17 protein-coding genes and 1 tRNA gene are annotated in these 19,810 nt (G+C 70.7%); 10 read left to right on the forward strand and 8 right to left on the reverse strand.

The window, feature by feature from the left end:
* Window positions 1–8: 8 nt before the first annotated feature.
* The gene (locus tag ESP51_RS09325; protein ID WP_129520634.1) at window positions 9–1,292 is read right to left on the reverse strand and encodes a trans-sulfuration enzyme family protein; all 1,284 of its coding nucleotides are present in this window, start codon (window positions 1,290–1,292) and stop codon (window positions 9–11) included.
* A gap of 108 nt (window positions 1,293–1,400) precedes the next feature.
* On the opposite strand from ESP51_RS09325, the gene ESP51_RS09330 reads away from it, so the two are divergent.
* Window positions 1,401–1,877: an Lrp/AsnC family transcriptional regulator gene (locus ESP51_RS09330; RefSeq protein WP_129520635.1), complete on the forward strand. Its 477-nt coding sequence runs from the start codon at window positions 1,401–1,403 to the stop codon at window positions 1,875–1,877.
* Between the two features lie 169 nt (window positions 1,878–2,046).
* Window positions 2,047–3,138, forward strand: a complete 1,092-nt coding sequence (locus ESP51_RS09335; RefSeq protein ID WP_129520636.1) for a VIT1/CCC1 transporter family protein — start codon at window positions 2,047–2,049, stop codon at window positions 3,136–3,138.
* Between the two features lies 1 nt (window position 3,139).
* Here the strand turns inward: ESP51_RS09335 and ESP51_RS09340 are convergent, their stop codons facing one another.
* From ESP51_RS09340 to ESP51_RS09365, 6 genes are all read right to left on the reverse strand, one after another.
* The gene (locus ESP51_RS09340; RefSeq protein ID WP_129520637.1) at window positions 3,140–4,006 is read right to left on the reverse strand and encodes a DUF3097 domain-containing protein; all 867 of its coding nucleotides are present in this window, start codon (window positions 4,004–4,006) and stop codon (window positions 3,140–3,142) included.
* Between the two features lie 46 nt (window positions 4,007–4,052).
* On the reverse strand, window positions 4,053–5,243 hold the full coding sequence (locus ESP51_RS09345) for an MFS transporter (RefSeq protein WP_129520638.1): 1,191 nt from the start codon (window positions 5,241–5,243) through the stop codon (window positions 4,053–4,055).
* 86 nt (window positions 5,244–5,329) lie between these two features.
* Complete coding sequence (locus ESP51_RS09350) at window positions 5,330–8,767, reverse strand: error-prone DNA polymerase (protein ID WP_129520639.1); 3,438 nt, start codon at window positions 8,765–8,767, stop codon at window positions 5,330–5,332.
* Between the two features lie 2 nt (window positions 8,768–8,769).
* Window positions 8,770–10,311: a DNA polymerase Y family protein gene (locus tag ESP51_RS09355; RefSeq protein ID WP_129520640.1), complete on the reverse strand. Its 1,542-nt coding sequence runs from the start codon at window positions 10,309–10,311 to the stop codon at window positions 8,770–8,772.
* Entirely contained in the window at window positions 10,308–11,081 is a 774-nt protein-coding gene (locus ESP51_RS09360; RefSeq protein ID WP_206737259.1) for a hypothetical protein, read from the reverse strand. The genes ESP51_RS09355 and ESP51_RS09360 overlap by 4 nt, the downstream gene beginning before the upstream one ends.
* Window positions 11,082–11,204: 123 nt before the next feature.
* Window positions 11,205–11,288: transfer RNA gene (locus tag ESP51_RS09365), tRNA-Leu, on the reverse strand.
* A 123-nt stretch (window positions 11,289–11,411) separates the two neighbouring features.
* Here ESP51_RS09365 and ESP51_RS09370 point away from each other — a divergent pair.
* Together ESP51_RS09370 and ESP51_RS09375 are read left to right on the forward strand one after the other, a co-directional pair.
* A complete protein-coding gene (locus ESP51_RS09370; RefSeq protein WP_129520641.1) occupies window positions 11,412–12,737 on the forward strand; it encodes a M20/M25/M40 family metallo-hydrolase in 1,326 nt (441 codons plus the stop codon).
* Between the two features lie 48 nt (window positions 12,738–12,785).
* A complete protein-coding gene (locus ESP51_RS09375; protein ID WP_129520642.1) occupies window positions 12,786–13,604 on the forward strand; it encodes an undecaprenyl-diphosphate phosphatase in 819 nt (272 codons plus the stop codon).
* A 63-nt stretch (window positions 13,605–13,667) separates the two neighbouring features.
* Here the strand turns inward: ESP51_RS09375 and ESP51_RS09380 are convergent, their stop codons facing one another.
* Window positions 13,668–14,564 (reverse strand): PAC2 family protein, encoded by an 897-nt coding sequence (locus ESP51_RS09380; RefSeq protein WP_129520699.1) that lies wholly within the window; start codon window positions 14,562–14,564, stop codon window positions 13,668–13,670.
* Window positions 14,565–14,672: 108 nt separating this feature from the next.
* On the opposite strand from ESP51_RS09380, the gene ESP51_RS09385 reads away from it, so the two are divergent.
* From ESP51_RS09385 to tatA, 6 genes are read left to right on the forward strand one after another with little or no spacing between them, the layout of a single operon-like run.
* Entirely contained in the window at window positions 14,673–15,347 is a 675-nt protein-coding gene (locus ESP51_RS09385; RefSeq protein WP_241843084.1) for an HAD family hydrolase, read from the forward strand.
* Window positions 15,344–16,438: a tRNA (adenine-N1)-methyltransferase gene (locus tag ESP51_RS09390; protein ID WP_129520643.1), complete on the forward strand. Its 1,095-nt coding sequence runs from the start codon at window positions 15,344–15,346 to the stop codon at window positions 16,436–16,438. The genes ESP51_RS09385 and ESP51_RS09390 overlap by 4 nt, the downstream gene beginning before the upstream one ends.
* Before the next feature lie 52 nt (window positions 16,439–16,490).
* The gene (locus ESP51_RS09395) at window positions 16,491–17,423 is read left to right on the forward strand and encodes an FKBP-type peptidyl-prolyl cis-trans isomerase (RefSeq protein ID WP_164990473.1); all 933 of its coding nucleotides are present in this window, start codon (window positions 16,491–16,493) and stop codon (window positions 17,421–17,423) included.
* A 48-nt stretch (window positions 17,424–17,471) separates the two neighbouring features.
* Complete coding sequence (locus ESP51_RS09400) at window positions 17,472–18,497, forward strand: helix-turn-helix transcriptional regulator (protein ID WP_241843085.1); 1,026 nt, start codon at window positions 17,472–17,474, stop codon at window positions 18,495–18,497.
* The gene (locus tag ESP51_RS09405) at window positions 18,497–19,516 is read left to right on the forward strand and encodes a helix-turn-helix transcriptional regulator (protein ID WP_129520646.1); all 1,020 of its coding nucleotides are present in this window, start codon (window positions 18,497–18,499) and stop codon (window positions 19,514–19,516) included. The genes ESP51_RS09400 and ESP51_RS09405 overlap by 1 nt, the downstream gene beginning before the upstream one ends.
* 38 nt (window positions 19,517–19,554) lie before the next feature.
* Window positions 19,555–19,770 carry a twin-arginine translocase TatA/TatE family subunit gene (gene tatA, locus ESP51_RS09410; RefSeq protein WP_129520647.1) on the forward strand — a complete coding sequence of 72 codons (216 nt, stop codon included), beginning with the start codon at window positions 19,555–19,557 and terminating at the stop codon, window positions 19,768–19,770.
* Window positions 19,771–19,810 lie beyond the last annotated feature (40 nt).

Consider the following 19,810-nt stretch of genomic DNA (forward strand, 5'->3'; position numbering starts at 1 on the left):
CGTCGCCTTCACCTCAACGTCGCCGTGCGGTCGCCGTTTCGCGCCCGGGTGTCGAGCGACGACGTATCAGGCATCGCGGATGCCGCGGCTCGGCCTGAGCCGAGGGCTCCCAGTTCGGCGGCTGCATCGAGCGCCGTCATGAGATCGGCCGTGAGGTCGTCGACGTGTTCGAGACCGATCGAGAGACGCACGACGCCCGCGCCGGGCTTGGCTTCACCCGCTACGGGTCGGTGCGTGAGGGAGGCGGGGTGCTGCACGAGCGAGTCGACCCCACCGAGCGAGACTGCGTGCGTCACGAGGTCGCACGACTCGGTGAACCGTGCGGCCGCCGCGTATCCGCCCACGAGCTCGAGCGCGATGATCGATCCCGGTCCGTCGAGCTGCGTGCCCACGAGGCCCGAGGGGTCTTGGCCGGGCAGCCCCGGGTAGTGCACGTGCGCGACCGCCGGGTGTTCGAGGAGTCGCCTCGCGAGCACCTCGGCGGTGGCCTGCTGGGCGCGTACGCGGAGCGGCAGTGTGCGCAGCCCCCGGTGCAGGAGATAGGCGCCCATCGGATGCAGCAGTCCGCCGGTGAGGGCTCGCACCTGTCGCAGTCGCTCCATCCACGCCTGGTCGCCCGCGACGATCCCGCCCATGACGTCGCCGTGGCCGCCGAGATACTTCGTCGCGCTGTGCAGCACGAGCGTCGCGCCATGCTCGACCGGCCGCTGCAGCACCGGGGTGGCGAAGGTGTTGTCGACGAGCACGGGCACCGGGCCGGCGGCATCCGCGATCGCACACAGGTCGAGCAGTTCGAGTGTGGGGTTCGCGGGCGTCTCGACGATGACGAGACCCGTGTCGGGCTCGATCGCATCGGCGATGCCCGCGGCATCCGCCCACGTCACGCGAGTGCCGAGCAGACCGCTCGCGAGCACGTGGTCGGTGCCGCCATACAGCGGGCGCACGGCGACGACGTGCGGACGGCCCGCCGACGCCGTAGCGATGAGGGTCGCCGCGAGTGCGGCCATACCGCTCGCGAAGGCCACCGCACCCTGGGTGCCCTCGAGGCCCGCGAGTGCGTCTTCGAAACGTGCCACGCCGGGCTGCCAGAGGCGCTGGTAGACCGCCGAACGACCTTCGCCGAGCTCATGACCGGTGGCGAGTTCCTCGTAGGAGAGGCCTCCGGCCTCGACCGAGCCGAGCGGATTGGTGGTCGAGAAGTCGATGACGGGCACGTGGGATCCGCTCTCTCGAACGCCCGCCATGCCGCCGTGCACGGCGCGGGTCTCGAGGTGCGACGACGATGTCTGCATGGGTCGAATCAAACAGATCCTGCACGATTCAGCAAACTGGCTTGCAGAATCCATACGATATGCTTCGAACCTCGAATGTTCTGCATTCATTTTGTCAGGAGGCCCGCCATGGCGCAGAAACCCGAACTCGATCGCGTCGACCGGGCGCTCCTGCAGGCGCTCTCCGCGAATGCACGCGCCTCGGGTGCTGCTCTCGCCGCCGAGGTGGGCGTCGCCGAGTCGACCGTATCGCTTCGTCTGCGGCGGCTGCAGGCGCTCGGCACCGTGCGCGGGTACCGCGTCGAGGTCGATCTCGCCTCGCTGGGCGTGTCGCTGCAGGCGCTCATTGCGATCCGGCTCGTGAAGCACGATCGCAGCGAGATCGACGCGTTCCGCGCGCAGGTGCCGCACCTGCCCGGCGTGATCGGGGTCTTCCACATGGCGGGCGCCGAGGACTACCTCCTCCACGTTGCCGCTCGCGATGCCGAGGAGCTCCGCCAGTTCGTGCTCGATCACCTCACGGGACATCCGGCGGTCGCTCACACGGAGACGAATCTCATCTTCGAGCACGTCGACGGCGACGGCTGGAATCGCCTGGTCGGCTGACGTGCCGCTCGTTCGGCATTCCGAAAACCCGCCAGTTCCGCCCAGCGGGCGTGCCCCAGCCTGATCGCGCCGATATTGTGGCTGACGGCCGCGAATGCGGCGTGAACGCGACGGGGCGGGTGGGCGCCGAGCGGACCGCCCGAGCCTCCGGTGAACGGATGGAGCACGAGTGACCGAGCAGCCGAACGGATCGGCGAGCGACCGTGCCAGGTGGCGCCGCTACCTCGCCGACGAGCGTGCCGAGGCTGCGGTCTACCGCGAGCTCGCAGCGCGCCGCGATGGCGAGGAACGCGAGATCCTCCTCGCCCTCGCCGCCGCGGAGGGACGCCACGAGGCGCACTGGCTCGCGCTGCTCGACGGCGACGACGCAGGCACGCCCCGCGCCGACATCCGCACGCGCATGCTCACGGCCCTCGCCCGTCGCTTCGGCTCGATCTTCGTGCTCGCGCTCGCGCAACGCGCCGAAGCTCGGTCTCCCTATGCGACCGACCCCGATGCGACGGCGGCGATGGCCGCAGATGAACGGATCCATGGCGAAGTCGTGCGCGGGCTCGCGTCGCGCGGCCGACGCCGCCTGGCCGGATCGTTCCGCGCGGCCGTCTTCGGCGCGAACGACGGGCTGGTCTCGAACCTGGCCCTCGTGCTCGGCATCGGGGCGACGGGCGTTCCCGCCGCCGTCGTGCTGTTCACGGGGATCGCGGGCCTCCTGGCCGGGGCGCTCTCGATGGGCGCCGGCGAATACGTCTCGGTGCGGTCGCAGCGCGAACTGCTCGAGGCATCCGCCCCCGACCCCACCGCTCGCGAGGCACTGCCCGACCTCGACATCGACGCCAACGAACTCGCCCTCGTCTATCGCGCGCGCGGCATGGAGGAGCAGGCGGCGATCGAGCACGCCGCACTCGTCGTCGCTCGCGTGCACGCGGCCGAGCAGTCCGCGGCTCCCACTGATTCGCTCACCGTCGTCCACCACGACGACGAGGCCATCGGCACGGGCCTGTCGGCCGCAGTCTCGAGCTTCCTCTTCTTCGCGTCGGGTGCGCTCATCCCGGTGCTGCCCTATCTCTTCGGCCTGACCGGTGTCGCCGCCATCGTCACCGCGACCGTGCTCGTCGGCATCGCCCTGCTCGCCACGGGTGCGACGGTGGGCCTGCTCTCGGGTGCATCGCCGCTGAAGCGGGCGCTGCGGCAATTGGCCATCGGGCTCGGTGCCGCCGCGGTCACCTACCTGCTCGGGCTCGCCTTCGGCACGACGATCGCCTGAGTCAGCGCGCCGTGGTCACGAAGTCGATGAGCTCCTCGACCCGGCCGAGCAGCGCAGGTTCGAGGTCGCCGTAGCCGCGCACCCTGCCGAGGATGCGCTGCCAGGCGCGGGCGATGTCGGCCTGCTCCGCGTGGGGCCAGCCGAATGCCTCGCAGATGCCGTGCTTCCACTCGATGCCTCGGGGAATCTCGGGCCACGCATCGCGGCCGAGGCGTGCCGGTTTCACGGACTGCCAGATGTCGATGTACGGATGCCCCACCACGAGCACGTGCGCTCCGTGCGGCCCGCGGCGTGCGGCGTCGGCGATGCGCTGTTCCTTCGATCCCGGTACGAGGTGGTCGACGAGGACGCCGACGCGGCGGCCGGGACCCGGCCGGAACTCGTCGAGCACGTCGCCGAGCACGTCGACGCCCTCGAGGTACTCGACGACGACACCCTCGATGCGGAGGTCGGCGCCCCAGACCTTCTCGACGAGTTCGGCGTCATGGCGGCCCTCGACGAAGATGCGGCTCGGCAGCGCGACCTTCGCCGGAGCCGATGCGACCGCGAACGAGCCCGAGGCGGTGCGAAGCCGGCCCGCCGGCGCCTTTGGCTTCGGCATGACGAGCTCGACCAGAGTCCCCTCGACGAGGAATCCGTGCCCGAGCGGGAACATGCGCCGTGCGCCGAACCGGTCTTCAAGCGTCACGGTCTGCTTCTCGACGGCGACGACCGCACCGCAGAAGCCGTTGCTCGCGAGCTCGACGACGAGGTCGCGCTCGGCTTCGACGACGGGGATCGTGCGGCGACCGCGCGTCTTCCAGTCGCCGGCGAGCACATCGCCGCCGTACCGGTCGTGGCCGATGGGGTCATGGGATGTAGCAGACACCGGTCGAGGCTAACGGACGTCGTCGGCCGCTGCGGTGACGACGCGCTCAGGCGACGTCGACCGGTTGGCGCTGACGTGTGCGGCGCTGCAGGAGCAGCGTCCAGATGCCACCCGCGACGGCGATGGCCGCCCCGACGCCGAACGCCCACGGGATCCCGAACGGGCCAGCGATCAGGCCCAGTGCGATCGGTCCGAGCCCGAGTCCCAAGTCGATGGCGGCGCTCGCGGTGCCGGAAGCGGCACCTCGCTGCGATCGAGTCGCCGTCGAGAAGATCGCCGAGAAGAACGCCGGAGTGCTGAATGAGACGCCGACGGCCATGATGACGACGCCGACCAGGAGCCCGACCGGAGTCTGCCAGATGGCGACGAGTCCGAGCCCCGCGCCGATCACGCCGAGTGCTGCGGCACCGAGCGGGAGTGACGGCAGTCGGTCGGGCACGCGCGCGAACACGATCCGGCACACCACGACGACCCCGCCGTAGACGAACAGCGCGAGGCTCGCCTGGCTCAGCCCGATGCGCACGGCGTAGAGGGAGGCGAACGTCAGGAAGCCGCCGATCGCGATGAGCGACGTGATGAATCCGATCGAGATCGGGATGGAAGGCCGATGGATGAACCGGCGAGGCGAGAGATCGGGCGACGGGTCGGCCGAGGTGTCTTCCCGGGTCTCTCCGATCAGCAGCGTCAGTGCGGCGGCGAGCAGCGCGAGCGCTGCCGCGCCCAGCCAGGCGATGCAGAATCCCCACGTCTGCACGAGGACCTCGCCGACCGGCGGGCCGAACGCGATGCCGAGATAGAGGCCGAGGGAGTTGTAGGACAGCGCCTCGCCCAGCCGATTGGCCGGCGCGAGGTCGGCGAGCGCCGCGAAGCCGGCGACGAAGAAGGCGGCCTCGGCGACTCCGGCGAGCAGGCGCAGCGCGATGATCACGAACAGGTCCTCGGTCAGTGCGGTGAGTGCGAGGCTGACGGCGGCGAGCAGAGTGCCGCCGAGGAGGAGGGGCAGACGGCCGTAGACGTCGGTGATGCGGCCCGCGAAGGGACGCAGCACGAGCGCAGACACCGCGAACACTCCGAAGGCGAACCCCGCACCGATCTCGTCTCCGCCGACGGGACCGGTCACGTAGAGCGGCAAAGCGAAGATTGCCACGCCCACCGCCGTGAAGTAGGCGAGATCGGAGACCCCGAGCGCGATGAACTGCCGCGTGAAGAGCGGCTCAGTCGGCGGCGGCCGCTTCATGGTTCATCGCCCCGGACGGTGTTCGCGGCGGATTGTGTCTCAGCCACACGCCCACTGTATTCCTGTGTGCCCGGTGGGGCGATCGGTCAGCGGAAGTCGCGTGAGCGGCTCGGCGCCGACACGACGAGTCGCTCGAATCGATCGGCGACGAGGTTCGTGACGCCCTCGGGCGATCGCTCGAGCATGCCGCGCACGATCATCGCGGGCGCTTCGCGTGCCACTCGCCGGTACCGGTTCCACACGCCCACCCCCGCGATGACGTTGAGGGTGCCCGACTCGTCTTCGATGTTGAGGAAGGTGATGCCGCTCGCCGTCGCCGGCCGCTGCCGGTGGGTCACGACCCCGCCCACCTCGATGCGCCGGCCGGACTCCGCGTGCTGCAAGCGGTCGATGCGGATCGCGCCGCGTTCGTCGAGTCGCTCGCGCACGTGCCGGATGGGATGGTCGTCGGGGGAGATGCCCGTGGCCCAGAGGTCGTAGACGACCTGCTCGGCGGGGGTGAGCATCGGCAGCAACGGAGGCTGCACCACGACGACGGAGCCCTGCAGGTATTCGGCGCGGTCTTCTGCAGCCTCGCCGGCGAGCCAGAGGGCTTCGCGGCGCTCGAGGCCGAAGCCGGAGAATGCTCCGGCCGCGGCGAGCGCCTCGAGCTGTTCGGCGCTGAGCGCCGCGCGGCGCGAGACATCGGCCATGTCGCGGTACGGCCCGCGGGCGTCACGCTCGGCGACGATGCGCTCTGCGACGGCGGTGCCGATCGACGAGACGTCGGCGAGGCCGAGCCGCACCGCGAAGGCCGCATCGCGGCGATGCTCGGCGGAGCGATCGGGTGCGTGCCTATCGAACTTCCCGACGGGCGGTTGTGCGGGGTCGATGCACGAGTCGAGGCCGCTCGGCGCGCGCGATCCGCGCTGCCGGTCGTCGGCACCGGATGCCGCGGACGCCCCCACTGCTTCGAGTCCCGCGTGCACGCCGGAGTGCAGGATGTCGGGCCGGAGCATCTCGACGCCGTGCCGCCTCGCGTCGGCGGTGAGCGTCTGCGGCGAGTAGAACCCCATCGGCTGGGCGCGCAGCAGCGCGGCGAGGAATGCAGCTGGATAGTGCAGCTTCAGCCACGAGCTCGCGTAGACGAGCAGGCCGAAGCTGATCGCGTGGCTCTCGGCGAAGCCGAAGTTCGCGAAGGCCTCGATCTTCGCGTAGATCGAGTCGGCGACGTCTGGTTCGATGCCGTTGCGCTCCATGCCCGCGTAGAGCTTCGACTTCAGGCGTTCGATCTTCTCGACGCCGCGCTTCGAGCCCATCGCCCGCCGCAAGAGGTCGGCGTCGGCAGCGCTGCAGTCGCCGACGGCGACCGCCATCTGCATGAGCTGCTCCTGGAAGAGCGGCACCCCGAGGGTGCGTTCGAGCACCGGCTCGAGCTTCGGGTGCAGGTAGCTCACTTCTTCCTCACCGGTGCGGCGGCGGATGTAGGGGTGCACCGCACCGCCCTGCACGGGCCCAGGACGGATGAGCGCGATCTCGACGACGAGATCGTAGAAGCAACGTGGCTTCAGGCGGGGGAGCGTGCCGATCTGCGCGCGGCTCTCGACTTGGAAGACGCCGATCGAGTCGGCTCGGCACAGCATGTCGTAGACCGCCGACTCCTCTTTGGGGATGGTGGCGAGCTCCCACGTCTCGCCGGTGGTCTGCTGCACGAGGTCGAAGGTGTACTGCAGCGCCGCGAGCATGCCGAGGCCGAGCAGGTCGAACTTCACGAGGCCCATCCACGCGCAGTCGTCTTTGTCCCACTGGAGCACCGTGCGGCGCTCCTTTCGGGCGTGCTCGATGGGGCACACCTCGCCGACGGGGCGGTCGGTGAGCACCATGCCGCCGGAGTGGATTCCGAGGTGGCGTGGGAAGGTGAGCACCTGCTCGGCGAGCTCGACGACGGAAGCGGGGATGTCGTGGTCGTCGGTCGAGACCATCGCACCCCAGCGCTCGACCTGACGCGACCACGCGTCCTGCTGGCCGGCCGAGTAGCCGAGCGCCTTCGCCATGTCGCGCACGGCGGCCTTCGGCCGGTAGCTGATGACGTTCGCGACCTGCGCGGCGTTCTGCCTGCCGTACTTGTCGTAGACGTACTGGATGACCTCTTCACGCCGGTCGGAGTCGAAGTCGACGTCGATGTCGGGCTCCTCGTCGCGGAGCGCGGAGAGGAACCGCTCGAAGGGCAGCCCGTAGCCGATCGAGTCGACCGCGGTGATGTCGAGCACGTAGCAGACGGCGGAGTTCGCCGCCGAGCCGCGGCCCTGGCAGAGGATGCCGCGGCTGCGGGCCTCGCGCACGATGTCGTACACGATGAGGAAGTAGCCGGGGAAGTCCTTCTGCTCGATGACGTCGAGCTCGCGGCCGATGCGCTCCCGCACGTGCTCGGGCATGCCGGGGTAGCGTCGTTCGGCACCCGCCCAGGCGAGCTCGCGCAACCAGCTCATCGGCGTGTGGCCGGCCGGCACCTTCTGCTGCGGCAGCCGCGGCTTCGCGCTTCGCAGCCGGAAGCCGAGCTCTTCGGCGAGTCGCACCGAGTGCTCGACCGCGCCGGGATACCTCTCGAAGCGCTGCGCCATCTCGGCCCCGCTCCGCAGATGCAGCCCATCGGATGCCGGGAGCCAGCCGTCGAGCTCGTCGAGGCTGCGCCGCGCCCGCACGGCGGCCAGCGCGCTCGCGAGCCGGTGCTCGGACGGGCTCGCGTAGTGCACGGCGTTCGTCGCGAGGAGCGGCAGCCCCGCGCGTTCGGCGAGCCCTGCAAGGGCGTCGTTCGCCTCCTGGTCGAGCGGATGCCCGTGGTCGAAGAGCTCGACGACGACGTTCTCGCGACCGAAGAGGGCGACGAGACGGTCGAGCTCGCGCCACGCGGCATCCGGCCCCTCGGCAGCGAGTGCACGCCTGACGGCTCCCTTGCGACAGCCCGTCAGCACCGCCCACTCGCCGCCCGCGCGCTCACCGAGCTCGTCGAGCGAATAGACGGGACGGCCTTTCTCGCCGCCCGCGAGCTGGCCGGCGGTGATCGCGGACGCGAGGCGGTGGTAGCCCTCTTCACGGCGGGCGAGCACGAGCAGGTGCTCGCCCTCTGGGTCGGCCGAACCGTTCTGCGGCGCGCTCAGGCCGAGCGAGAGTTCGGCGCCGAACACGGTCGCCAGTTCGGGGAAGCTCTCGGCGGCCTCGGCGAAGTGCACGATGCCGTAGAAGCCGTCGTGGTCGGTCATGGCGAGCCCCGTGAGACCGAGTCGCTGCGCCTCTTCGACGAGTTGCTCGGGCGTCGAGGCGCCGTCGAGGAAGCTGAACGTCGAGTGCACGTGCAGCTCGGCGTAGGGCACGACCGGGCCGGTCGGCGTCTCGAGCCCTTCAGAGGGGCGGTACGGATGCCGCTTCCGGCTCCACGCCGGACTGTCGCCGCCGTCGGCGATGAGCGGGGGCCCGCCCGGCCGTCGCGCGTCGGAGAGCTTTCGCTCGAGCTCCGACCACGGGATGGCGGGATTGTTCCAGCCCATGGCTAGTCGTACCTCGCTTCGGCCCACCAGCCCTCGTCGTCGCGCACGAGGAGCCAGGCGCAGCCGTCGTCGTCGACGATCTGAAAGCGGTGCATGCGCTTCGCACGCTCGGGGTCCCACCAGCGCTCCACGACCGGCCATGGACCTGCCCAGGCCCGCACGGGGGCCGGCTTGCCGCCGTGGACGGCGAAGACCTCAGGGGTCGTGGTGATCGCGCCTCGCCCGTCGATCGTGACGGTGACGCCGCCGGCACCCTGGAGCGCGATCGGCAGTCGTTCGCGGAAGACGCTCGCGGGGGCGAGTGCGGGCAGACTCCCCGGCCAGGGCGCGTCGTTCGGGCGCTCGGGGGCACGATCTCCCCACGGCACGAGCACCTGCCGGTCGGTGAGCATGCGCCCGCCGCCGATCGTCGCGGTCACGACGCCCTCGTGCCCGAGCATGCTCTGCACGCGCGTGAGTCCGTGATGCACGCGTTCGTCGGGCCCGCCGCCCCAGAGCCCCTCTTCGTGGTTGCCGGTGGAGTCGATGCGCTCGGGCACGACCCGCAACCGCACGATGGGGGAGGCGAGCCCGCTGGCGGTGCCGGCGCCCTGCAACTGCCAGCGCACCCGGTCGACGACGTCGGCGGGTGTGAACCACTGCGGGTGCAGCCAGCTGCGGCTGGAATGCCCACCGCCCTCGTCGTCGAGCTCGACGCGGATGCCGGTGCACACGAGCCGCACCGCCCGCATGCGCTCGATGAACTCCTCGGCGAGCACGCGGAAGGCGAAGGCGAGCTGGTCGACGCGGTCGAGCGGCGGCTCGAACTCCTGCTGTACGGAGAACTCGGGCGGCGGCGTGCGGGCGATCACCCTGGCCTGCTCGCGACCGGCGGCGCGGTCGTGGGCGAAGGCCCCCGCCGCGCCGAAGCGCCGCCGCACGTCTTCTCGCGGCAGCTCGGCGAACTCGCCGAGCGTGCGCACCCCGAGCCGGTTGAGCAGGGTCGTCGTGCGGGTGTCGGTGACGAGGCCGACGGGCAGCGGGGCGATGAATGCAGCGGATGCCCCGGGCGCGACGATGCCGACGGGAGACGCCGTGGCGGCCCGTGCCGCCTGCTCGGCCGCGAACGGCCCGTCGGCGATGCCGACCCGTGCTCCGGGCACCCCGAGCTCGGCGACGGTGGCGAGGAGGGCCGCCGCCGCGGCATCCTCGCCGCCGTAGTAGCGGGTGGGACCCCTCGCCCGCATCGCGAGCGAGCCGGGGCGGATGAGCTGCACGCCGGGCACGGTCTCTTCGACCCGCCGCACGACGGGCTCGAAGATGCGCGCGTCGAGCGCGGCGTCGTAATCGAGCACCACGACCGTGGGGGAGCGGTACTGCGCCTCGCGGAGCTTCAGCCCGCGAGTGACCCCGTCGCGGCGGGCGGCTGCCGAGCAGGCGAAGACGAGCTGCGACTCGATGAGGGCGATCGGCTGCCCGGGATCGAGCTCACGCTCATGGCACGCCGCGAGGATCGGCCAATCGGGGCACCAGAGCACGATCGTGCGGGAGAGCTCGGAGGTCATCCGGTGGCCCGCCGTTCGATGTCGCCGAGGGGAACCGGCTCGGCCCACTCGGGTTCGACCCGGGTCGGCCGGGTGCGCGCCCGCTCGGGGAGCGGCAGCGCCTCGCCGGCAATCGCGAACCCGAGGGAGCGATCGGGCAGGCGGAGCCGCGATCGGGCACGCCGGCCGAATCCGCCTCGACCTGCGGCGCTCACGACGACCTCGCGTTCACGCAAATGGCCGTGCCCGCGCTCGAGCCCCTGCCACTGGCTCTCTTCGAGGCCGAGTCTCGCGTCGCTACCCGGCCACTCGCCCGCGACGAGCAGGGTCGAGCCGCGCTGGCGGAGCCTCGCCGAGAGCCGGGACGCCTCGGCGGGCGACACCCGGCCGACGGGCCGCACGGCGACCATGGGGATGACGTCGGCGAGGGCGGCGACGACGGTGAGCCATTGCCCGCCCGGGTCGGGCACGAGCACCAGGCGATCGAGCGCGATGCCGAAGCGGGCAGCGGCCTCGACGCCGAAGTCGGGCAGCCCCACGACCGCGACCCAGCGCCCGCTCGCCGAGGGGGTCGCGAGCAGCGCCATGAGCAGCGTCGTGGACCCCTCGACCTGCACGACCGTGCCTTCGCGAAGGGTGCCGCCCGGCAATACCGATTCGAATGCCGGATGCGTCGGCACGGCCTTCGAATCGAGCCGCGTCGCCTGCATGCCGCTGATTCGGGCTTGCAGCTCTTCAACACGCTCGAGCCGCGCAGGTGCGGGCGAGTCCGTGGTGAGGGGAGCGGTCATGGTCATACCCCAGTTTCGAACATATGTTCGAAGAGGGCAAGTCGGGAATGCCGACTGTCCACGTCGTGCGCATTAACGCGAGAAGGGCCGGATCTCGATGATCCGGCCCTTCTCGACACATCGTGCGCGAGGGGGGACTTGAACCCCCACGCCCGTTAGGGCACTAGCACCTCAAGCTAGCGCGTCTGCCATTTCCGCCACCCGCGCATGTGTCTGACCACCCGATCGCTCGGAGGCCCGAGAGAAGACATTAGCACGGATTACTGGGTGCCTCGAACGCCGGCAGGGCCCCGGTGGTCACCGCCAGCGGTGGCCGATACCGTGAAGTCCATGGCCGAGTCATCCGCAGTCCAGCTCCCGACCTCCGCGCTCGATGAGACGGCCGAGATCGCGCGCGACCTGATCCGCATCGACACGAGCAACTACGGCGAAGGACGGTCGAACGGCGAGCGGGAGGCCGCCGAATACGTCGAGGCGAGGCTCACCGAGCTCGGCCTCGCCCCGAAGCTCTACGAGCCCGAATCCCGCCGCACGAGCGTCGTGGCCAGGGTGCCGGGGCGCAACCCCGCCAAGCCCGCGCTCGTGCTGCACGGGCACCTCGACGTCGTGCCCGCCGACCCCCGCAACTGGAGCGTCGACCCGTTCGGCGGGGAGATCCGCGACGGCATGCTCTGGGGACGCGGCGCCGTCGACATGAAGGACATGGACGCCATGATGCTCACGGCGCTCGGCGACATCATCGGCTCCGGGTCGCAACCCGAGCGCGAGCTCATCGTCGCCTTCTTCGCCGACGAAGAGGCCGGCGGCGGCCTCGGTGCGAGCTGGCTCGTCGACGAGCATCCCGAGCTCTTCGCGGGCGCCACCGAGGCGATCAGCGAGGTCGGCGGCTACTCGATCGCCGTCGGCGGACAGCGCGCCTACCTCCTGCAGACGGGGGAGAAGTCGCTCATCTGGGTTCGCCTCGTCGCGCGCGGGGTCGCGGCGCACGGCTCGCGCCTCGTTCGCGACAATGCGATCACGAAGCTCGCCGAGGGCGTGGCCCGGCTCGGCCGCACCGAGTGGCCGATCCGCCTCACCGACACGACGCGGGAGCTCCTCGGCGAGATCGCCGGTGTCCTCGGCGTCGACCCGGAGCAGGTCTCGCCCGATGAGCTCGCCCTCGCGACCGGCTCCGCCTCGGGATTCATCACCGCGACGCTCCGCACGACGTCGAACCCCACCCTGCTCGGGGGCGGCTACAAGCACAACGTCATCCCCGACCGGGCCGAGGCGCTCGTCGACATCCGCACGCTTCCGGGCGAGGAGGACGCCGTGCTCGCTGAGATCCGAGAGCTCCTCGGTCCCGAGATCGACCTCGAGATCGTGCACCGCGACGTGGGACTCGAGAGCCCGACATCCGGTCCGCTCGTCGATGCCGTGAGGCGCTCGATCGCCGTGCACGACCCGGGCACGCCGGTCTTCCCCTACCTGCTCTCGGGCGGCACCGACAACAAGTCGCTCAGCCGGCTCGGCATCGCCGGCTACGGCTTCGCGCCGCTCAGGCTGCCAGAAGGCTTGGACTTCCCCGCGATGTTCCACGGGGTGGACGAACGCGTGCCGCTCGACGCATTAGTCTTCGGTAGGCATGTTCTGCGGGACCTGCTCCTCGACTACTGACGGTCTCGATCCTCCGGCGTTCCGCGGAGGCGGAAGGCGGAAGCCCACGTGTTCGAAGCGCTCATCCTCGGCCTGGTGCAAGGGCTGACCGAGTTCCTGCCGATCTCCTCGAGCGCCCACCTGCGGATCCTCGGCGAGTTCCTACCCGGAGCGCAAGACCCGGGGGCGGCGTTCACCGCGATCACCCAGCTCGGCACCGAGACCGCCGTCGTGGTGTTCTTCTGGCGCGACATCGTGCGCATCGTCTCGCACTGGTGGGGCTCGCTCTTCGGCAGGGTGCCGCGCAGCGACCCCGACGCGCGCATGGGCTGGCTCATCATCATCGGGTCGCTCCCGATCGTCGTGCTCGGCATCCTCTTCCAAGACGAGATCGAGACGAGCCTGCGCTCGCTCTGGATCGTCGCGACGATGCTCATCGTGTTCGGCATCGTGCTCGGCCTCGCCGACTGGGCCGGGGCCAAACGGCGCACGCTCGACCAGCTCACCGTTCCGCACGGCGTGGTCTTCGGGTTCGCACAGGCGCTCGCGCTCGTGCCGGGCGTGTCCCGCTCCGGCGGCACGATCACCGCCGGCCTGCTGCTCGGCTACGAGCGGCCGGCTGCCGCGCGCTACGCCTTCCTCCTCGCGATTCCGGCGGTCTTCGGCAGCGGCCTGTTCCAGCTCTTCAAGAGCTGGGGGCAGCCGACCGTGTACGGCCCGATCGAGACGGCCGCGGCGACGATCCTCGCGTTCTTCGTCGCCATCGTCGTGATCGCGTTCTTCATGAACTACATCTCGAAGCGCAGCTTCCTGCCGTTCGTGATCTACCGCATCGTGCTCGGCGGGCTCATCTTCGTGCTGCTCGGCACGGGAGCGATCCAAGCCTGACGGACGACGGATGTCGCATCGCCGCGGCATCCGCTCGCGTCGGACTTCAGCGGCAGCGCCGCATCACTCGCGCGGCCGCCACGGCTCGTCGCGCGGTCCCTCGCCCCGACCGTCGGCGCGCCCCTCGGGGCCCTCGCCGCGTCGCCGCAGGTACCGCTCGAACTCCTGGGCGATCGCCTCGCCGCTCGCCTCGGGGGCGTCGACGGCGTCGCGCGCCTGCTCGAGTTGCGTGATGTAGCCGGCCATCTCCTCATCGTCGGCGGCAAGGGCGTCGACGCCCGCCTCCCACGCCTTCGCGTCGGTTTCGAGGCTGCCGCGGGGGATGCTGAGCCCCGTGAGCTCCTCGAGCTTGCCGAGGAGGGCGAGCACGGCCTTCGGCGACGGCGCGTTGTGCACGTAGTGCGGAACCGAGGCCCACAGCGAGACGGTGGGGATGCCCACTCGCTCGGCCTGGTCGGCGAGCACGCTGAGGATGCCGACGGGCCCTTCGTAGTTCGAGCGCTCCACGCCGAGGGCGGCCCGCACGTCGGGGTTCTCGCTCGAGGCGAACACCGAGAGCGGCCTCGTGTGCGGCGCATCGGCGAGCATCGCGCCCAGCAGCACGATGCCCTCGACGTCGGCGGTGAGCGCCGCGTCGATGAGCTCGGCCGCGAAGCCCTTCCAGCTGCGCGCCGGCTCCGCGCCGATGAGCACGTGCAGCGTCCCGGCGCCGGGTCCGGTGACGCGGTCGTCGTCGAGCGCGTCACCGCTCGGGCCGAGGATCGCGGCACCAGGCCACTCGATGCGCCGGACGCCGTCGTCTCCGACGACGACGGTGGGTCGCGTGAACTGGTAGTCGAAGTACAGTTCGGGGTCGACGGCGGCGATCTCGACCAGGCCGAGTCGCTCGACGAGCAGCCTCGCAGCTCCGGTCGCCGCCTCGCCGGCGTCGTTCCATCCCTCGAATGCCACGACGAGCAGCCTTCCGCCCTCGAATCCGGCCGGCTGAATCACTCCTGGTGCCCCGCTTCCCGCCCCGGATCTCCGGGTTCCTCTCCACAATAGGCCGTGCCCGTAGACTTGCGGGTTGTGACTACACGCCTGCCCGCCGCCGTCCTCTGGGACATGGACGGAACCCTCGTCGACACCGAGCCGTACTGGATGGCCGCCGAAGAGGAGCTCGTGAGCTCCTTCGGCGGAACCTGGACGCACGAAGACGCGCTCGCGCTCGTCGGCAGCGGCCTGTGGGAGGCGGCGACGGTGTTCCAGTCCTTCGGCGTCGACCTCGATGCCGACACGATCGTCGCGCGTCTCACCGCGCGCGTGAGCGAGCAGCTCGTCACGCACGGCGTGCCGTGGCGCCCGGGCGCGCGCGAACTGCTCGAGGCGCTGCGCGAGGCATCCGTGCCCACCGCGCTCGTGACGATGTCGATCCGGTCGATGGCCGACGAGGTCGTGGCCGCGATCCCGTTCGAGGCGTTCGACGTGATCGTCACAGGCGATTCGGTGACCGAGGCGAAGCCCCACCCCGAGCCCTACCTCACCGCCGCCGCCGAGCTCGGCGTCGACATCCGCGATTGCGTGGCCATCGAGGACTCGCCCGCCGGCGTCATGTCGGCGTTCAGTGCCGGCGCCGTGGCGGTCGGAGTGCCGAACATCCTCTCGCTCGACGAGTCGCCCGCGAGCGTGCTCTGGACGACCCTCGCCGGCAAGTCGGTGGCGGATGTCGCTGCACTCGTCGGTGCGCGCGAGGAGAGCCGATGAGCGAGCCGACGCACGAGCCGACGCGCGAGCCCGTGAACGAACCGACCGACGAACCCCGGCGCGAGAGCCGCGGCCAGCAGAGCGGCCCGTTCCGCGTCGGCGACCGCGTGCAGCTGACCGGCCCGAAGGGCCGCATGCACACGATCACCCTCCAACCGGGGGCCCTCTTCCATTCGCACAAGGGCCCGATCGCGCACGACGACCTCATCGGCCTGCCCGACGGCTCGGTCGTCGCGAACAAGGTCGGCATCGAATACCTCGCCCTCCGGCCCCTGCTCAGCGACTTCGTCATGTCGATGCCCCGCGGTGCGGCGATCGTCTATCCGAAGGACGCCGCGCAGATCCTCGCGCAGGCCGACATCTTCCCCGGCGCGACCGTGGTCGAGGCCGGAGTGGGGTCCGGTGCGCTGTCGCTGTGGCTGCTTCGCGGCATCGGCCCGGCGGGCCGCCTGCTCTCGTTCGAGCGCCGCGAGGAGTTCGCCGACGTGGCGCGCGGCAACGTCGCGACCTTCCACGGTGCCGACCCCGAGAACTGGTCGATCACGCTGGGCGACCTCGCCGAGGTGCTGCCCGACGTCGCGCCCGAGGCATCCGTCGACCGTGTCGTGCTCGACATGCTCGCGCCCTGGGAGTGCCTCGACGTCGTCTCGACGGCCCTGAAGCCCGGCGGCGTGCTGCTCTGCTACATCGCGACCGCCACCCAGCTCTCCCGCGTCGCCGAGGCGATCCGGGCGACGGGGGAGTACACCGAGCCGAGCTCGAGCGAGACGATGGTGCGCGGCTGGCATGTGCAGGGGCTCGCGGTGCGGCCCGACCACCGTATGATCGCGCACACCGGATTCCTCATCACCGCCCGTCGGCTCGCTCCGGGCACGGTGCTGCCCGAGCTCAAGCGCCGTCCGTCGAAGACCGAGTTCAGCGACGACGATTTCGAGGCGTGGACCCCGGGCGCGCTCGGCGAGCGAACGGTCAGCGACAAGGCGTTGCGCAAGCGCGTCAGGGCTGCGGATGCCGCGGCCGAGCGCTCCCGTGCGGTCGACGACCCCGGCACCGAATCCCAGGACACCGAGCCCCCGGCCGGAGCCGGGTAGGCTTTCAACGACTTTTCACTGCCCCCGCGACCCATCGAAGAATCGAGGATCAGTGCGCTCGTCTCTCGCGCTCATCGCCACCGCCGGCCTCGTCGCCGTCCTCTCTGGTTGCGCCGCGGCGGCTCCCCAGGTGTCGCCGGGCCAGTCGTCCGACGTCGTCACGGTCTCCGGCAAGTTCGGCGAGGAGCCCCGGGTCGAGTTCCCGACTCCGCTCGCACCGAGCACGACCCAGTGCACCGAGGTGATCGAAGGCGAGGGGGAGCTGCTCGAAGACGACCAGTTCGTCCTCCTCGGCGCGTCGATCTTCAATGGCACCACCGGTGAGGAGGCGCAGGTCATCGGCTACGACGACCAGGCAGCGCCGCTCGCGATGGGTGCCGCTGAGACGCCGATCGCCTTCACGAAAGGCTTGACCTGCGCCCGAGAAGGCTCCCGCGTCGTGATCGTCGCGCCCTCCGAAGAACTCGTCAATCCGTCTCAAGACCCGGAGGGCGCGGAGGGCGGCGACAGCCTCGTCGCCGTGTTCGACGTCATGCGTGCGTTCCCCGCTCGTGCAGTTGGAACACCCCAGCTCGCGCGCGACGGCTTCCCGGCGGTCGTGCTCGCGCCCGACGGCCGCCCGGGCATCACCGTGCCGAAGGGCGATCCGCCGACCAAGGAGGAGTCCGAGGTCGAGGTGCTGAAGCGGGGTGCCGGTGAGGTCGTCGAAGCGGGTGACACGATCGTCGTGCAGTACACGGGAGTCACCTGGGCCGGCGGAGCGGTCTTCGAATCGACGTGGCAGAACGGTGCCCCGACCACCCTCACCGTCGGCGAGGGGTCGGAAATGGTCGAGGGCGTCTCGAAGGCCGTGATCGGCCAGGCCGTCGGTTCGCAGGTCGGCGTCATCGTGCCGCCGGCGGAAGGGTTCGCCGACCAGGCCACCGCAGATATCCCGGCCGGATCGACGCTCTTCTACGTCATCGACATCCTGGGCGTGATCTGATCCGGCGCTCGCGGCCGAGGGCCCCCGCGGGCCAGTATGATCGCACGTGTGGCTAGTGGAGGGGGCAAGCGCGAGTCGAGGATCCCGGTCGAGGATCGTCTCTTCAGTCTTGTGCTCGCACTGCTCGCAACCGAGACCGGCCTGCTGAAGGCCGAGATCCTCTCCACGGTGCGCGGCTACGCCGAGCGTTTCGACACCTCGGGGCAGAACGCCAACCTCGAGCGCCAGTTCGAGCGCGACAAAGACGACATCCGCGAGCTCGGCATCCCGCTCGAGACCGTGGAGTCGCCCGACCGTCCCGGCGACAATCAGGCCCTTCGATACCGCATCCCCAAGGGGCAGTACGACCTGCCCGACGAGGTGCGCTTCACGCCCGACGAGCTCGCGCTGCTCGGCCTCGCCGCCGAGGTCTGGCGCGAGGCATCCCTGTCAGCCGACTCCCAGCGCGCGCTCACCAAGCTGCGGTCGCTCGGAATCGAGCCTCGCGACCCGGTCATCGGCTACGCGCCCAGGCTCCGGGTGCGGGAGGCCGCGTTCGAACCGCTCCGTCAGGCGCTCGACCGCCGCCAGACGGTGCGATTCCGGTACTTCAAGCCGGGGGAGCCCGAGGCGAGGCTCCGCACGGTCAACCCGCTGGCCGTCGTCCTGCACGAGAACCGCTGGCATCTGCACGCGTTCGACCTCGACGCCGACGGCCCGCGCACCTTCCTGCTCTCGCGCATCATCGGAGCGGTGACGCCCGTCGCGGGCTCAACGTTCGAGGCGCCGCCGGCCGGCATCCAAGACCGGGTGATCGCCGAGCTCAACGAGCTGCGGCTGCGGAACTCCGCCGATCTCGCGGTCACCGCGGGCAGTGACGCCGAGGTGCGCCTCGGCAAGCGAGCCGTCGAGGGCGACGAAGACGCAGGCGTCATCCGGCTCCATTACACGGATGCCGCGGTGCTCGCCGATGAGCTCGCCGCCTACGGCCCCGAGGTGCGCGTGCTCTCACCCGAGTCATTGCGCGAGGCGGTGCGCGAGCGCTTGCGCGCCGTTGCCGCGGCCCACCGCGACGGCGTGGAGGAGGCATCCTGATGGCCAAGCGCACCAAGCCCCTGAAGGCGCCCGACAAGCTCGTCTTCCTGCTCTCGTTCGTGCCCTACCTGCTCGAGCAACGGGTCGTCGACGTGGCAGAGGCCGCCCAGCACTTCGGGATGACCGAAGAGGAGATCCGCGACGCGGTGCGGCTCATCGCGACCTCCGGGCTGCCGGGCGCCACGGGCACCTACCAGCCGAACGATCTCTTCGACATCGACTGGGACTCCTTCGAAGACGACGACGTGATCGTGATCGTGCACCATGTCGCGATCGACGATGCCCCGAGGCTCTCGGCGCGTGAAGCGTCGGCGCTCATCGCGGGCCTGCAGTACCTCTCGGCCTCGCCCGAGAACGCGAGCAGCGCATCCCTCGCCTCGCTCATGGCGAAGCTCACGGCCGGGGCTTCCGCAGCGCCCAGTCGCCTCGCCGTCGCCGAGACCGAGGCCGACTCGTCGCTCGCGGTGATCCGCAGCGCGGTCACCGGCGGCCGGCAACTCGAGTTCGACTACCGCAACGCACTCGGCCAAGCGGGTCGTCGTCGCGTCGATCCGCTGCGTATCCTCTCCCAAGACGCCGACTGGTACCTGCAGGCCTACTGCCACACGCGCGAAGACGTGCGCAACTTCCGCGTCGACCGCATGAGCGGGCTCGCGGTGACCGACGCGCCGATCGACGATCATTCCGATCGCGAGGTGCCCGACACGCTCTTCCAGGTCTCGGACTCCGATCTCGACGTCGTCGTCGACGTCGCGCCCGAGACGATTCCGTTGCTCGCCGACTACCTCGCCGACTCCACCACCGTCGAGGTCGACGGGCGGATGCGGGTGACGCTCCGGCTCGCCCACGTGCACGGGCTGAAGCGGCTGGTGGCGGGCCTGCCCGGCCTCGTCACGGTCGTGGCACCGGCCGAGGCACGCGCCGTCGTGGCCGAGTGGGCGACCGCCGCACTCGCGGGATATGGCGACGAGGCGCCCTTGATCGGCGCCGAGAACGGCGCGGAGACCCCCGACAGGTAGACTGTCGTCACCCATCCACCGAGAACGGACGAACACCTATGTGGCAAGGCTTCACTGGTTGGCACGCGCTGATCATCCTCGCGGTCATCCTGCTGCTCTTCGGCGCTCCCAAGCTCCCCGCGCTCGCGCGCAGCCTCGGCCAGTCGATGAAGATCCTGAAGAGCGAGGTGCGCTCCGACAAGGCCGACGACGCGCCCGCCGCGGGCGACGCGCCCGCCAGTTCCGACGAGCCGGGTTCCGGCAAGAACTCCTGACTCCGGTGACCGCGGTGAAGGATCGCGGCGAGAAGAACCG

This window comes from Agromyces albus, from assembly GCF_004134825.1.
Lineage (GTDB): Bacteria > Actinomycetota > Actinomycetes > Actinomycetales > Microbacteriaceae > Agromyces > Agromyces albus.

What these genes read in the sequence shown, in the direction of transcription:
- ESP51_RS09370 (WP_129520641.1), top strand. Translation starts at nt 11,412, where the DNA reads ATGGCCGAGTCATCCGCAGTCCAGCTCCCGACCTCCGCGCTCGATGAG.
- ESP51_RS09405 (WP_129520646.1), top strand. Translation starts at nt 18,497, where the DNA reads ATGGCCAAGCGCACCAAGCCCCTGAAGGCGCCCGACAAGCTCGTCTTC.
- ESP51_RS09345 (WP_129520638.1), bottom strand. Translation starts at nt 5,243, where the DNA reads ATGAAGCGGCCGCCGCCGACTGAGCCGCTCTTCACGCGGCAGTTCATC.
- ESP51_RS09355 (WP_129520640.1), bottom strand. Translation starts at nt 10,311, where the DNA reads ATGACCTCCGAGCTCTCCCGCACGATCGTGCTCTGGTGCCCCGATTGG.
- ESP51_RS09390 (WP_129520643.1), top strand. Translation starts at nt 15,344, where the DNA reads ATGAGCGAGCCGACGCACGAGCCGACGCGCGAGCCCGTGAACGAACCG.
- ESP51_RS09360 (WP_206737259.1), bottom strand. Translation starts at nt 11,081, where the DNA reads ATGACCGCTCCCCTCACCACGGACTCGCCCGCACCTGCGCGGCTCGAG.
- ESP51_RS09350 (WP_129520639.1), bottom strand. Translation starts at nt 8,767, where the DNA reads ATGGGCTGGAACAATCCCGCCATCCCGTGGTCGGAGCTCGAGCGAAAG.
- ESP51_RS09325 (WP_129520634.1), bottom strand. Translation starts at nt 1,292, where the DNA reads ATGCAGACATCGTCGTCGCACCTCGAGACCCGCGCCGTGCACGGCGGC.
- ESP51_RS09330 (WP_129520635.1), top strand. Translation starts at nt 1,401, where the DNA reads ATGGCGCAGAAACCCGAACTCGATCGCGTCGACCGGGCGCTCCTGCAG.
- tatA (WP_129520647.1), top strand. Translation starts at nt 19,555, where the DNA reads ATGTGGCAAGGCTTCACTGGTTGGCACGCGCTGATCATCCTCGCGGTC.